The organism is Paenibacillus camelliae (assembly GCF_023715345.1).
In the GTDB taxonomy this organism is placed as follows: Bacteria; Bacillota; Bacilli; order Paenibacillales; family Paenibacillaceae; genus Pristimantibacillus; species Pristimantibacillus camelliae.
Map to the genome: position 1 here is coordinate 1,230,566 of NZ_JAMBNY010000001.1, position 14,830 is coordinate 1,245,395.

Genomic DNA, 14,830 nt, shown 5'->3' on the forward strand with positions numbered 1-14,830 from the left:
ACGTAAAACTCAATTGTGCCTACCTATGCTCTAACTCTAGTAAACTGCTATGCAAAACGTCTATCATTCGCTCATTACTGCAAATGACTAAGGAATGCTCCTCTACTTTTGTTCGCAGCAGCCGCCCTCCTGCTTCTTCAGCGATCAACGCGCCCGCACATAGATCCCATTCATTTAGATTGAATTCCCAATATCCATCAAAGAACGAAGCTGCAACAAAGCATAAATCTAGTGCTGCACTGCCCGTACGCCGAATGCCAGCTACCTTACTTATCATCCGGTTAAAGTAGGCGAGATTATATTGCTCTTCGCTACCTGCTCCTGGGAATCCCGTAGCTAATAAGCCATGCCCGAGCTCACTCGTTTTTGATACTAGAATTCGCTTGCCATTCAGATAAGCGCCCTGACCCTTAATTGCATAGAACTTCATCGCTAGCAAAGGAGCATAGACTAATCCCACTTTAGTGATTCCATTAATCTGCAAAGCAATAGAAATCGAGTACACTGGAAAACCATGAATAAAATTAGTAGTCCCGTCAATTGGATCAATGACCCATTGAAAATCACTATGAGCTTCAAGCAGGCCTTGTTCTTCAGTTAGGATGCTGTGTTCAGGATATTTGTCCCGAATGCCTTGGACTAATATCTCCTCTGACTTTAAGTCTGCATTAGTTACAAAATCTGTATCATATGCTTTAGTTAATACGTGAAGCTGCTTATGCTGCAGCACAGAGCGCTGAAACTCGGCAACCTGTTCCACCCATACTTCTATGTTTTTCAAAACATCATTTAGATTTAAGCTTTCATTATTCATCTAATTAGATCCAATCTCCAATCATTTATATCGATTCGTATGATGCGATGAGTAGATGCTTCGGCTTCCGTATAATACACCTCAGCTTGTGAATGTTCACGAATGAAAGCTTCAAATTCCGGCTGAGGAAGCTGATACGTTCCTTCATCATCCGCGCTAACCACAACCATTTGTGGAGATAGACTCTTCAATAAACGCTGAGATATACAGCCCGCATCGCCATGATGCGGTGCTTGCAGCAAACGGACTCGTCCAATCTCCCCTTCGTACGGCTCCCAAAAATCAAGACCAACATCCGAGGTGAGCAGCGCTGCTGATTCACCATTGTGGCGAATTAGCACAGCTAAAGCTGTCTCATTGAGCAAGCGATCAATATGACTCAAGCGCTGCTGCTGCTGATCGAGCTGGGCCATATCTAGCTTATCCAGCTCATCACATAGCAACTGCAGCTTGCCTTGATCTGGTGTAAGCAGCGAAAAGGACACACCTCGCTCATTGAACGTATGCCGCTCCTTTATCAGTCGCATCGGAATACCCAGCCTATTCGCTTTGGTAAGCAGCATCTTATACAGCGACAGCGATGCCAGCATAGGAGTAGAGTGATCATCAAGATCGCTTTGCATAATATGAATCGGAAGCATGACATGAAAAAGCATTTGCTCGATCGGCAGCTTTCCAAGCATAGCCAGCACTCCACCAATATGATCCTTATGAAAATGAGTCAAAATCAACACGTCGATTTTCTCTATTGCATGCTCCCTTACATACTGTTCTAGGCTGCACCTGCGTGAATTTTTTAGCGAATCTACATCACCGCCATCGACAACAAGACAAGAGCTTTGCTCCCCATCAATAATTCGTATCACCGTCGCTTCGCCAAAGCCGACATTCAAAAAATCAATGACGCATTTCATTCTGGCTTCCTCCGAGCGAACGTTTAATGTATATTACTGAAAACAATAGCACGAGCCCGACCATAATGATGGAGGCTGCTGCTCCATACCCTATTTGCAAATTGTATACGCCATGTCTGTAAATATACTGTGTGATTGTTGTCGTAGAATTGGCTGGACCTCCGCCTGTTAATATATTGACCTTATCGAACAGCCTAAACGTATCAATCGTACGCAGTAGTATAACTAATAACAGAGTCGGCATAATATTCGGCAATGTAATATGAGTGAATATGCGCAGCTTGCCCGCTCCATCCACTTTAGCCGCTTCATACTGCGAGCGTGGAACTGCTTGCAGCCCTGCATATAAAAGTAGAAATGCAAATGGCGTCCACTGCCAAATATCAATAAATAAAATCGCATTAAAGGCTATACGGATATCCATCAAATAGTTAAACGGTCCCGCACCAAACCAAGCCAGCATATGGTTAATAATTCCATTATGATTACTAAGCATCATCTGCCAGATCAACGCCACCGTTACCGGTGGCAGAAGAGCTGGAATGAGCAGCGATACTCGCAAAAGCTTAGCACCTTTTTTAAGGCTTTCGATGAGAACAGCTATCGCTAAGCCTAGAGCTGTTTCAATCGTCACAGCCAAGAGCATAAACTTAAGCGTATTCCAGACAGCCTTACGAAAAACTTCATCCTGAACTGCTTTAATATAGTTTCTTAAGCCAACAAACTGCTTTGCTTCACTAGCAAGATAATAATAATCAGTAAAGCTATTCGAGATCGTATATACGACGGGAAATACAGTTAAGCCAATCAGCAGCAATATGACAGGAGCCAGCATTGTCCATTGAAATCGCCGTTTACTATGCAAGCTTATTCCACTCCTTCATCATTCGCATATACATTTATTGCATAATTTCATTAACCGCTTTATTAGCATCGGACAATGCCGCCTCGATGGATTTGGTACCTGCAATAGCTGCGGATAGCTCCACACCAAGCGCTTCTTCTACGCGAGACCATTTTGCTGTTCTCGGTCGGGCAACGGAGTTTTGCAATGCTTCAAGCATAATTGGGAAATGCTTATACTTGGCAGCCAGCTCGCTATCTAGATAAACACTTTTTCTCGTTGGAACACCGCCATGCTCTACCAGCTTTTTCTGTGTGTCGCTGCTAGTAATGAAGGTCAGGAAGTTAGCAGCTAGCTCCTTGTTTTGTGAATTCGCTGTTACACCCATCATCCAGTTGCCAATCATCCCCGTCGAAGCTGCTGCTCCATTAGCTGTTGCCTTAGAGGGAATTGGCGCATAATCTGCACTTGCTGTCTCTCCCGCAATAAACCACGACGGCCATCCCAATGCCATCGTTGCACGTCCTTCTGAGACAGAGCTAACAATATCTGTTGTTTCATAGTTAGCCCCGACCGCCGCTAGCTGGATGTACGTATCTAAAGCTTGTTGACCCGCCTCAGAATCGATCTGTGCATTCCATTGCTCGTCGAATACCTGTCCACCATATGCCCAGAAAATCGGCAAGAAATCAGAAACGATCGGATTGCCTTGCTGGCCGCGGATTACATAACCGATTAGATTATCTTCTTCATGTGCCTTATTCGCGATATGTAGCACCTCTTCCCAGCTTTGCGGAACTTCAGCATTATAGTTATCTAGCAGCTGCTTATTATAGAAGAACAATTGAACGTTACCTGAGAATGGTAGAGCATACAGATCTCCCGTCTGATATGGATGCTTACCAAGTGCTAATGAGGATTCTTCAAAATCAGCATCTTCCTCCACCCCAAGCTCTGTAAGGTTAGCGAAAATCCCTGCTTCACTTAGCTCAGGCATCCAAGGATCATCAGCCATGATTAAGTCATATGCTCCATTTTTATTTTTAGCGTCAAGTGATATTTTTTGCTTTAGGTCAGCTGATTCTAACCCAATTATTTCAACCTTCACATTATGCTTTTGCTCGAATTCAGCTTTTACTGCTTCCATAGCCGTTACATGAGAGCCACCTCTCGCTGCAATAACAAGCTTGTCCTCACTCTTTGCCTGACAGCCTGCAACTATAGAAGCTGCCATCATTAAACTTAAAGTTATAGCTAATCGTTTCCTCACTTCTTATATCCTCCCTCAGATTTTCATCCTTTTTTTGTTTCGTTCTATGTGTAAAAAAGTTACTCTTGCTGAAGAAGTACACTATTCTTTTACTGCTCCTGCTGTTAATCCATTCATGAGATGCTTCTGCATAAACACCGCCGTTAATAGCACTGGAATGACTGATACCAAACCTCCGCTAGCTACCTTGCCCCACTCCGTCAATTCCTGCTCACTGTTCAGCGTCGCCAGCTTCAATGGAATTGTAAAATCACCTGGACTTTGAATAAAAATGACGCTGTACAAATATTCATTCCAAGACGCCATAAATGATAGAATCGTAACTGCTGCTATCCCTGGCAGTACAAGCGGCAAAATCACTTTGCTGTAGATAACGAATTCAGAAGCACCATCCATTCTTGCACTTTCCTCGATCTCTTCCGGTACGCTATAGAAAAACGCCATCATAAACCAGATGACTAATGGCAAATTGACGAGTACATGAGCGAGTATGATTGGAAGCTTCGTACTCAGCAATCCAGCGTCGTTCATCATGATGTAAAGCGGTAATGCGAATGTAATGGGTGGGAGTACTCTTACAAGCAATATCCAAACCAACAAAGTATTTTTGTAGGCAATTCTAAACGTTCTGCGACCGAGCACATATGCACTCGACAAGCCAAACACCAGCACAATTAACAGAGAAGTAACAGTTATTGTAAAGCTGTTAGCAAGCGGCAGCATATAGTTGTCCTTCGTAAATATATCGATGACATGCTCCAAGGTTAAGGAGCTCGGCAGAATGGACACTTTTGAAAATATATCTCGCTGAGTTGCAATAACTAGCATCCAGTAAACAGGAAACAGTGTACATAGGACTACTGCTGTTAGTACGACGTATTTTGGGCTCGCCTTTAACCAGTTCAAGTTGTTCTCCTTCCTTCTTAATTGTCTAGACGTCTATACAACGAATATAATCAGCATGTGTTATCACTGTGTTATCCTCATATTAAGCATTGGTTAAGATCCGATTTTGCGAAAATGGAAATAAAAAAGACCATTCAATCGAATGGTCCTTTCTAGCATTGTATTTACTTAAGTGAATTTCAATTAACTTTTACCAGCTGCCACTGCTGATTCAGATTACCACGATATAGATTTTGTTGAATAAGTGCCCCGTCAGAAGTCGATGAATTAGATACCTCTACGGCTTTGTTGCTATTTATGTTAATTATGCTCCAGTAGCCATTGCTAAGCTTTATAATTCGGAAGCGTTGGGCTGTATTCGAGAAGTCCTGCATGAGCTGAATCGCTTCCCCATTATTTTTCGTACCATTACGAACATCCATCACTTTACCGTCTGATGAGCTTACACTGCGTAAGCGATAAACGTTAGTTGAAGTGCCCATATCCGTAATGACCCATTGCTGTGCCGTCGTGTTTAGATCTGTATATTGCTGTAGCTGTAGGTTATTCGTGTTTTGTCCACCTGGCACATCGATGACTTTGCCTGATTGACGGTTAACCAGCTTGTAGGTTGAACCAGAGGACAAGCCATTCCATATCCCATTCCAAGGGTTCATCTGTGCTCGTTCATAATACCACTCGAAAATAAATCGTGCCATCCCATCTCGAGCCGTATTCCCGTCATATAATAATCCAGCCGTTGGATCTGCAAAAGAACTTCTAGGTCCTGGCTCTAATAAAAAGCCATTCATATGGACAGCGATACTTACATTACCGGCAGCAGTAAAAATCGCTTTTGTGTTTTTTCCAAAACCTTCATTACTACCGTTAAACAAGCTCCAATAATCAGAATCTCCTGGCAGCGTATTGAACCAGGTTGTTTCCGTAATATTGATGGGATAATGATCTGCACAAGGCTTAATATTGGTATCCCACTGCTGTTGCAGGATAGTATAGTTATTGTTCGCTCCGTATCCTGGATACCAATGTACCGCATAGCCAATATTGTTCAATGGATCTGTAAGTGGATTCGTCGCGCATAGCTGGTAATATTGATCCCAGCCTAGGCCTGCTGCCCATATGACATTATCAGCACCTTTGCTGCGAATAGTAGTAATCATTGAATTCTGAAAATCACGTAAAGCATTCCAAAATGCAGTGAATTGAGGATCGGATGGATGCCCTCCCCAGCGTCCATTCGCATACGAGAGGACAGGCTCATTAACGAGCTCGAACATGACATTATTCGCGCTTTTTATCTCGGGCTGTGAAGCAAGATAGCCCCATATTTCGTTGAACTTATCGAGATTGGCTTGAGTAGTCGCCTCATTGTTAGAAAACGTAAAGTCTAAACCAAGGGTCACATATAGCCCTTTAGTTTCTGCGTATTGAATGTATGGAATAATCACGTTTTGTGTAACGGTCTGTAGACCTGCAAAATTGTACGTTCCTGCAGCAACATCACCCATGTCTTCACGATCAATAAATAGTCTAACTTGATTCGAGTACCAGCCATGATCGTTGCCGTATTTTGGAGAAGTATCCGTAAATGTGTCCGTAATTTCTTTTAAGTACTCTAAAGTGGCAGCATGACGATTGCCATTGTTTCGGTTCAAATAGTAATTGCTGCTCTGGTATGTCCAATACGATCCCGTTGGTTGATGCCAACCACTCAGCAGTACAGGCTCTCCACTTGCATTCACCAATTGGTTTCCGCTCACATGCAGCTTGGACATTGGCATTCCCTGCCAAGCATAAGCAGGCGAACTGGCTGGTAGCACCATTGCGATTAGTAAGGTAAGCATGACTAGTGTCTTCAATAACCTTTTTTTCTTCTTCACAAATGACCAACTCCCAACAAATTTTTTTGTATTGCAGCCTAATTATGACAGCGCTTACCAAATACAACAATTACCATATTTATATTTAATATCCACATCTTTACTTGTCTCAATTAGAAATACAAAAAAGCCCATCGGATTCATATCCAATGAGCTTTAATGAGTTTGCAAGCAGCTATTTCCACCATTGATCAAACGGTTTTGTGTAGATTGGAACCTAGCCTTTGACTGATCCCATAGTAAGCCCGCCCACAAAGTATTTTTGAAGAGCAAAAAACATTAGTAATAATGGCAACGCACATAAGATACAAGCCGCGAAAAGCACATTCCATTGCGCCGGGTTTTGCTGATCGCCTAGGAAACCTAGCATAGCAACCGGAAGTGGGGCATCCAGTGTTTTCGTAATAAAAACCATATTGAAGAAGTAATCGTTCCAAATCCAGACGCCTTGAGTAATAATAACTGAAACCGTAACCGGTAAAAGTAAAGGAAAAACAATTTTCCAAAAACGCTTCATCAAGCCCGCTCCATCAATGTAAGCCGCTTCTTCAATTTCCTCTGGTACACTACTCCGAACAAATCCGGTGTATAGAAAGGTGGAGAAAGGCAAGCTACATGTAATAAACATTAATATTGGTGTATATTGCCCTAACGGAATTCCTAAGCTCTTAATCATCTGAATAATCGGAATTAGCACCATTTGTCCTGGAACAACAAGTCCTGCTAAAAAGAAAATGTATAAAAACTTACTTGTCCTGCTTCTAATTCTTGCCATTGGGTATGCAGCCATCGCCGCCAATAGGACAACAAACACAACGGAAACCGAGGTGAGCACCATACTGTTCCATAATGCTATTGGAAAATGCATTCTCGTATAAGCAGATATAAAGCTATCAAATGTGAACTCATTGAACCAATTCAGAGGATTCGTCATATTGCGCGGTGAACGCAAAGAGCTTGATAGCACAATAATTAGTGGAACTAAATTAATAAATACTAGAATGAGAAGTAGGAGGTGTGTCCCCAGTTTCCTTATAAGAGACTCGGTTCTCATGCCGATACCTCCTTCTTATTCAATGTCAGTACACAAACAATAGTTATTGCAATAATAATCGCAAAAGAAATAATACCTAGTGCTGATGCTTTTCCGAAAAGCTGATCAGTAAATGCCATCTTGTACATGGCATATATAAGAGTATTCGTTGATATTCCTGGACCACCATTTGTCATAATAAACGGGAAATCAAATGCTTTAAGTCCGTTAATAACGCTAAGTGTTATGTTAATAGTAACCGAGGTTGCAAGCATAGGAAGTGTAATAAAACGAAACAGCTTCCATTTACCAGCTCCGTCAATTTTACCTGCTTCCAGCAGCTCGTGGGGTACCGTTTGCAAGCCTGCTAGAAAGATAATGACACTCGTACCTATGTTTTTCCATATATCTACTGCAATAATTGAATATAGTGCCTTCGAATAACTGCCAAGGAAATTCGTGTCCCAGTTAGTTAATCCAATTTTTGCTAGAAACGACGCGATAAGTCCCTCCTGTGGCATATAAACATAGCTCCAAATAAATCCTACTACGATCGCACTGAACAATGTTGGAATGTAGAAAGCTGAACGGTAAAACCCTTTCGCTCGAATATTAGCATTCAAAAGCAACGCCAGCAAAAGAGCTATAATATTACCAAGAATAACGGTAATAGCTGTATAAACTAGTGTGTTTTTAATGGAGGTTACTAGTACTTCTTCCTGAAAGAGCGTCTTAAAGTTATTGAACCCTACATAATTAAAATTTTGAACATATCCGTTATAATCCGTAACGCTGTATTGAAACAGTTTAAGGATTGGAAATATCCAGAAAATACAATAAAACAGGAGAGCAGGTAGCACAAAAAAATACATTGTCTTTTTCATGACCGCACTATTCATGGATGATTCTTTCCCTTCCCAATCAAATATTAACTTCGGAGCGGTCGTTCCGCTCTAAAGTTAAGCGAACTTATTACTCTTTGTATAGTTCTTTGTATTTGTCCTGCATAGCTTTGGCTACATCTTCGGCCGTTGTATTTTTACCTCCGATAATTTCAGCGAACTTAGATTGCATAACATCGCTTACGCCTGCAGGCCACATTTGATTAGAGAAATAGAATGCATTCCCTGAAGATTGAATCTCACTTAGTACATTTTGAAAAATATCATGTTGCAACTCAACGCCGCTAAATACACTAATAGATGGATTTGATGCAACCCAAGCTTCAAACAATGGAGATTCAGCATCATACAAATATTCGAATACTTGCTTTGCTACATCGAGATTAGCTGATTTGGCATTAAGTGCGTAGCCCGCAGCAGTAGAAGCAGAAGCATACACGGGTTGGTTAGCATCGTTACCAGGAAGTGAGAAGAATCCACGTTCAAATTCAGATGCGCCAGATGCTGTTACGCCAGGCAAATCCCAGGTTCCTGTAAAGATCATCGCTGCTTTTCCGTCTACAAATTGTTGGATGGCTTGAGCGCTCGCCATTCCTAAAGAGCCGCTCACAACATAACCTTTATCGTAAAGTTCTTTGTATTGATTGAGCGTCTTAATCCATTTTTCATCTGTTAGCTCGGTTTCACCAGTTTGCAGCTTATTATCGAATTCTGGATCAGAAGGATATACACTATTAGCTGCAAGTTGATACATACCGAACTGAATAACCCATGGATCTTTATCTCCCATTACGATTGGTGTGATGCCTGCCGCTTTCAGTTTTTCAGAAGCATCAAGGAAGCTAGGCCAATCGGTAGGCACTTCAGTTATACCGGCTTGTTCAAATAAATCCTTATTATAGAATGTTCCAAGAATGTCCATTCCTTTAGCTACTGCATACGGCTTACCGTCATAGCTCATATCATTTTTCGCAGCCTGACTTACACGATCCCAGAAGCTAAGCTCTGACAGATCAGCTGCATAGCCTGCCTTAGCGACTTCTATCGCTCCCATATTAGCGAGCTTCGGGAACACTAAGAAAATATCCGGTCCTTCACCAGCACCAAGCTTTGTTTTAACCGTTGTATAGTACTGCTCATCTGGAAGCTTCTGTACTTCAAGTGTTACGTTTGGAAACTTTTCTCTCACTAATCGTGGTAAAGTTTCCAGCTCAAAATCTTCACCTTCAGCTGCCTTTGCTCCAGAAACCAGCATAGTTAACGTTACAGGTTCATCCGTTGAAGTTGAAGGAGAAGGTGATTCAGTTGAATTATTAGGATTGTTCGTAGCATTGGATGTACCAGAGTTGTTGCTATTAGATGAGCATGCTCCAAGCACTAGCAGTATTGCTACTAATAACATGACTAACGTCTTACGATTCAACACTTTCATTTAATTACCCCCTGTGAAATTGTCATTACGTTTCTACAATTTCAATTCTATAGGGTATAGCGATAATGAGTAAGCGCTTCATTTTTTGCTTGAGTACCGCATTTTTTGGGTGTAATTAATGTCCTCGTGCAAGCTCCTCCTGTAGCTCTGTCAAATATTGATTGGCAGTATAATCCTCATTAGTCATTAATAGCTGCGCATTATCCCATGCCAGCAGCTGTGCACTAGTATTGAACCTGGCCTCAAACCAAAGTGCACCTTTTTTTGCTTCCGTTATTTTTTCTTGGACAAGTCTCGTTAATGGCGGCAGATCTTCTGGTGTATTTTGAATTTGAAAACCAGTAATCATACCTAGATCATTCATCGCACGATCTCCGTATCGTTCAAACACATATTTCATCCATTTGCCAACTTCAGGTGTATAAGCTGCTTTCGAAAAGGAGGTAGTTAATCCTGCGTTTACAGGGTACTCATCTAATGTTCCAATCCCTCCTTCTACAAGAGGAATACTAAAGAAACCAATAGATTCCTCACCAATATGGTTCTGATCCTTGTTATTGAATGCACGAAGCTGCCAGCTTCCCATATAAAACATAGCCGTCTTGCCTTGCAGAAATGCATTTAACGAAGTCTCCATATCTGTCGTATTTATTCTTGGCCCCAAGTATCCTTTAAGTGCCATTTGCTGAACTGTATCCACTGCCTCTACAAAGCCTTCATCTGTCAAAGACATCTCGCCTTTATCAACACGCTCCATGACATCCGCACCATACATTCGAATAGCGTAAGCGTTAATTAGTCTAGTAATCGGCCACTTATCCTTGCCTGCAACGGCAAATGGCTGTACTCCGCTTGTATGTAGTATCTCTGAAGCTTGAAGCAATTCGTTCCAGGTTTGGGGTACCTGAAGCTCATGCTGTTTGAAAATTTCTTTGTTATACCAGAAGCCTTCGATATTGAACTCAAGCGGCAGCGCATACAACCCTTCACCGTTCGCGTATGATTTCAATAGCTCGACAGCCGCGGGATTAAGTTGATTCATCATACCTAATTCACTGAATGCTTCTTCCAAGTCTAGCACTGCATCACTATGTATCAAATCTAGCAACGGTTTGCCCGATTGATAGCTGAAAAGCACAGGAAGATCGTTACTTGCCGCCAGCAATTGAACACGCTGATTCAAATTACTTTCCGCGACGTTTTCAAATTTGAACTTTATTTCAGGATTTGCAGCCTGATATTCACGAGCAAGCTCACTAATAATCCTTGCGCTTCCTTCATTCTCCTTATTGGATGATAAATACATAATGATCTGGCTCGAATGCTGTTCAATCGTTTCCTGAGCAGGCTTATATCCACATGCTGAAAGTACTGCAATGATGATCAAGCCAGATAGTATTCTCGGTATCGGGTAGCTATTCATTTCACATTCCCCTTTGTTCGATACTGACCTGGTGTAAGACCAACATACTTTTTGAACACCTCTGAAAAATGTCTAGCATGATAATAGCCAACCCGTTCACTAATTTCTTGAATAGGCAGTCCCTCTATTAAAAAGAGCTTTGCTTTTTCGATGCGTATCTTCGTTAAATATTTGATATAAGAGAGCTCCATCTGCTCCTTGAACAATAAACTAAAGTATGTCGCGTTCATATTGACATGGTTAGCAACCTCTTGCTGGGTTAAGTCACGACCATAGTGCTCCTCCATGTAGCGAATAGCCTTCTCGATAGCTGCGTGCTTAGATTTTTGTCTAATCCCAACTACCCAATCGATAATATATTCTAATTGCTGGCGGAGCCAAATGGCTGCATCATCTCTAGTCTTCATATTGCGCAATTCCTTTTGTGGTACAAAGCTGTGAGAGAATATATCTGCCGCATTTCCACCTGTCTCCTTCGCAGCCTCCATACAATGAAAAATAAGCTGAAGAAACTCCATTTCAGCGACATCAGGGTCAATCGAACGCTTTTTGAATTGCTCTAAAAAAAGATCCAGCTTGATCATAAATTCCTTCTTGTTACCGAGCCTTAGCTCAAATAGCAACGCTTCTTCCTTTTCCGTTGTATTCAGCTGAATCTCACTCAAATCAGCCAATTCATTAAAGGTTATCCATCCATTACCTTCCAAGTAACGACCATAGCGTAGCGCATGATGCGCTTCTTTATAGCTTTTGCTCGCATCTTTCATAGAGGTGTACGTGTTACCTGAGCCGACTGTTACATCAGTTAGCTCCTTTAATTGCTCCATCCAGTTCTGACAATTCATATCAAAATGAAACAAAACAATCGTATGCTCTTCACCATTACGAATACTTATGGCCTCGTATGATGGGTCCTCGTTTATTTGGTATCGCCCATCAGAACATGCCAATACAGTTACAGCTGACACAGAGCTTGCCTTCGGGCCGAATTGCTCCATCCAGCTCGGAACAGCAGCTTGACCCTTCATAAGCAATTCCATCGTGCTTTGCTCTATTAATCTTTGATTTTTTTGTTTTTTCAGCTCTAGCATTTCTAACCTTTCGTTAATGTGTTGAACTGCTTTATGGATTGCCTCTCTTATTTTCTCCAAAGTAATAGGCTTCTCCAAGTAATCAATGACTCCAAGATGAATGGCTGTCTTCACATATTCATATTCGTTATAGCCACTAAAAACAATACATACGGTATCAGGAAACTCAACACCAATCGTTCGAATTAATTCCAAGCCATCAATGCCAGGCATCCGTATATCTGTCAAAACAATATCCGGCTGGTGATGTCGAATGGCCGCTAACGCGCTTTTTCCATTTTGAGCAGTAGCAACGAGCTCCACACCACACTCTGACCAGACAATAAGCTTTTGTAATCCTTTGAGCACAATATGTTCATCATCAAATAATACGGCTTTAAGCATGGTTAGTCGTCTCCCTTCCTATCTTGATGAGGAAACCTCAGCTCAATGTGAGTACCTTCATTAACTTTGCTTACAATACTAAAGTCACTTTGTCCACCGTAAAAAAGATGGAGTCTTTCACGAACATTTCGAATGCCGTATCCCTGCTCCGTTTTTTGTACGTCATCCATACCGACGCCGTTATCCGTTACTGTGAAAACGAGATAATCTCCATCTTTACGTCCGGTTAGGCGAATTATTCCTTCACCTTCCTTTGGCTCCAATCCATGATACATTGCGTTTTCCACCAAAGGCTGAAGCAATAGCTTCATGATTTCATAGGACTTTATTTCATCCTCCACCTCTTCTACATACTGGAATCTATTATCATATCGCATGCCTTGAATGATCATATAATGCTCAATATGCTTCAGCTCTTTGAAGACAGGAATTAGCTCTTTCCCTTTATTTAAGCTGAGCTTGAAGCTTTCCGAAAGAGAAAGCGCCATCTGCGCGATATCCTTCTGATCTTCTAGCAACGCCATAAAATAGATTGAGTCCAATGTGTTGTACAAGAAGTGCGGCTTTATTTGAGAGAGTAAGGAACGAAGCTCTGCCTCACGCTCCTTCAGCTGAGATTGAAGCAAGCTTTCGCTTAATTGCTGATTAGTAGCAGCCATTCTCTGAAAGGTTTGACCAATGACGCCTACTTCATCAGCTGCGAATGAATCAGTTGACGATACAGCATGAACTGGGCTTCCTTTAGCCCAATCTACAATCATCTTTTTCAACTGCAGTAAGGGACGTGTAATCGTACCCGATACAAAATATGAAACTAATAAAGCAATTCCCGCCATAAGAGCAGCGATAAGCAGCGTCATACCACCAATGCGATCGGATTGGTTTAACAGCGTTTTCATTTCTACATAATGAATAAATCTCCAGCCGGTTGTTGCATTCGTTATCTGACTTACTATATAGCCTGCATCCTGCACCTTGCTAACAGTATCCTCCAACGTTTCACCTAATCCGATGCTAGCTGTCAGCGAAGGCGTAAGATCATACACTGCAATCGGCTCGGGTGTATGAGAGGCATCCATCACTAAAAAGCCGTTTTGCCCACTCCCGATAACCGACTGATCAAAGATAGATTTGTTAATATTAATGACGAGCAATCCAATCATGCTTTCCGTAAGGCGATTAGGATCTCGTAATAGCTTAACGCTAGAGAATGAGCGACCATCTAACGACGATTCCAGCACATTGTAACCAAAAAACACTTCTTTACCTTTGGCACGAGATGCTTCACTATACCAATCTGTATTGGCTATTTGCATTCTAGTCTCATCCGTTCCATACTTTCCTGCCTGCTCAGACCTCCCAAAGCATACAGAACGAAAATTTCGATCGAACAAACAGATGGAATCAATATTTTGCGTATCAATTAAATTCGAAACAACTATATTTTGCAGTTTGTTAGCCGTACGTACATCTAAAAACTGCTGCTTCTCTCCAGCATTCGAGCCACTGGCATATAAATCATCCCTCAGCTCCTCGTTGGAAAGGATAATGCGATTCATATTAATAATATTGCTTAGTAATAAATCTGTTACCTCACTGGCCGTTTGTAAATATCCTGAATTTCTCTCCATATGATTGTCGACTAGCGTTTCTTTCGCAATATTAAATGAAACATAACCTAATATAATTAGTGGCGGGAGTGACACCAGAATCATTGCACTGAAAAATCTTCTTCTAATACGTGATTGGCGCAGTACACCAGAAAAACTGCGCATTACTCTTAGCTTCATAGCATACTCCCTTTCCATTGAGTAATTGGACAGCCGCTGGAAAAAGTTAACGTCTATCCCATTATAGCAGAGCACGCTTATTGCATTGCTGAGTATTTTTTTTGGTCAATACCGCATTTTTTTGATTCATAAAAAGACCCGCGATGT

The 14,830-nt window shown here is 41.7% G+C and carries 12 protein-coding genes; all 12 read right to left on the minus strand.

The window, feature by feature from the left end:
* Nucleotides 1-19 precede the first annotated feature (19 nt).
* The 12 genes from M3180_RS05520 to M3180_RS05575 all read right to left on the minus strand — a co-directional run bounded on the left by M3180_RS05520 (nt 20) and on the right by M3180_RS05575 (nt 14,683).
* Nucleotides 20-814: an inositol monophosphatase family protein gene (locus M3180_RS05520; protein WP_251666274.1), complete on the minus strand. Its 795-nt coding sequence runs from the start codon at nt 812-814 to the stop codon at nt 20-22.
* Nucleotides 811-1,728, minus strand: coding sequence for a ComEC/Rec2 family competence protein (locus M3180_RS05525; protein ID WP_251666275.1), 918 nt, complete (start codon nt 1,726-1,728; stop codon nt 811-813). The genes M3180_RS05520 and M3180_RS05525 overlap by 4 nt, the downstream gene beginning before the upstream one ends.
* Nucleotides 1,712-2,593, minus strand: coding sequence for a carbohydrate ABC transporter permease (locus M3180_RS05530; protein ID WP_251666276.1), 882 nt, complete (start codon nt 2,591-2,593; stop codon nt 1,712-1,714). Before M3180_RS05530 ends, M3180_RS05525 begins: the two co-directional genes overlap by 17 nt.
* A 34-nt stretch (nt 2,594-2,627) precedes the next feature.
* Complete coding sequence (locus M3180_RS05535; protein WP_251666277.1) at nt 2,628-3,842, minus strand: extracellular solute-binding protein; 1,215 nt, start codon at nt 3,840-3,842, stop codon at nt 2,628-2,630.
* Nucleotides 3,843-3,923: 81 nt separating this feature from the next.
* On the minus strand, nt 3,924-4,748 hold the full coding sequence (locus M3180_RS05540) for a carbohydrate ABC transporter permease (protein ID WP_251666278.1): 825 nt from the start codon (nt 4,746-4,748) through the stop codon (nt 3,924-3,926).
* A gap of 179 nt (nt 4,749-4,927) precedes the next feature.
* On the minus strand, nt 4,928-6,628 hold the full coding sequence (locus M3180_RS05545) for an RICIN domain-containing protein (RefSeq protein WP_251666279.1): 1,701 nt from the start codon (nt 6,626-6,628) through the stop codon (nt 4,928-4,930).
* A gap of 217 nt (nt 6,629-6,845) precedes the next feature.
* The gene (locus M3180_RS05550) at nt 6,846-7,682 is read right to left on the minus strand and encodes a carbohydrate ABC transporter permease (protein WP_251666280.1); all 837 of its coding nucleotides are present in this window, start codon (nt 7,680-7,682) and stop codon (nt 6,846-6,848) included.
* Nucleotides 7,679-8,545 carry a carbohydrate ABC transporter permease gene (locus tag M3180_RS05555; RefSeq protein ID WP_251666281.1) on the minus strand — a complete coding sequence of 289 codons (867 nt, stop codon included), beginning with the start codon at nt 8,543-8,545 and terminating at the stop codon, nt 7,679-7,681. The genes M3180_RS05550 and M3180_RS05555 overlap by 4 nt, the downstream gene beginning before the upstream one ends.
* A gap of 88 nt (nt 8,546-8,633) precedes the next feature.
* A complete protein-coding gene (locus tag M3180_RS05560; protein ID WP_251666282.1) occupies nt 8,634-9,995 on the minus strand; it encodes an ABC transporter substrate-binding protein in 1,362 nt (453 codons plus the stop codon).
* Between the two features lie 115 nt (nt 9,996-10,110).
* Entirely contained in the window at nt 10,111-11,418 is a 1,308-nt protein-coding gene (locus tag M3180_RS05565) for an ABC transporter substrate-binding protein (protein WP_251666283.1), read from the minus strand.
* Nucleotides 11,415-12,893 carry a response regulator transcription factor gene (locus tag M3180_RS05570; protein WP_251666284.1) on the minus strand — a complete coding sequence of 493 codons (1,479 nt, stop codon included), beginning with the start codon at nt 12,891-12,893 and terminating at the stop codon, nt 11,415-11,417. The genes M3180_RS05565 and M3180_RS05570 overlap by 4 nt, the downstream gene beginning before the upstream one ends.
* A gap of 2 nt (nt 12,894-12,895) precedes the next feature.
* Entirely contained in the window at nt 12,896-14,683 is a 1,788-nt protein-coding gene (locus tag M3180_RS05575) for a sensor histidine kinase (protein ID WP_251666285.1), read from the minus strand.
* Nucleotides 14,684-14,830: the final 147 nt, after the last annotated feature.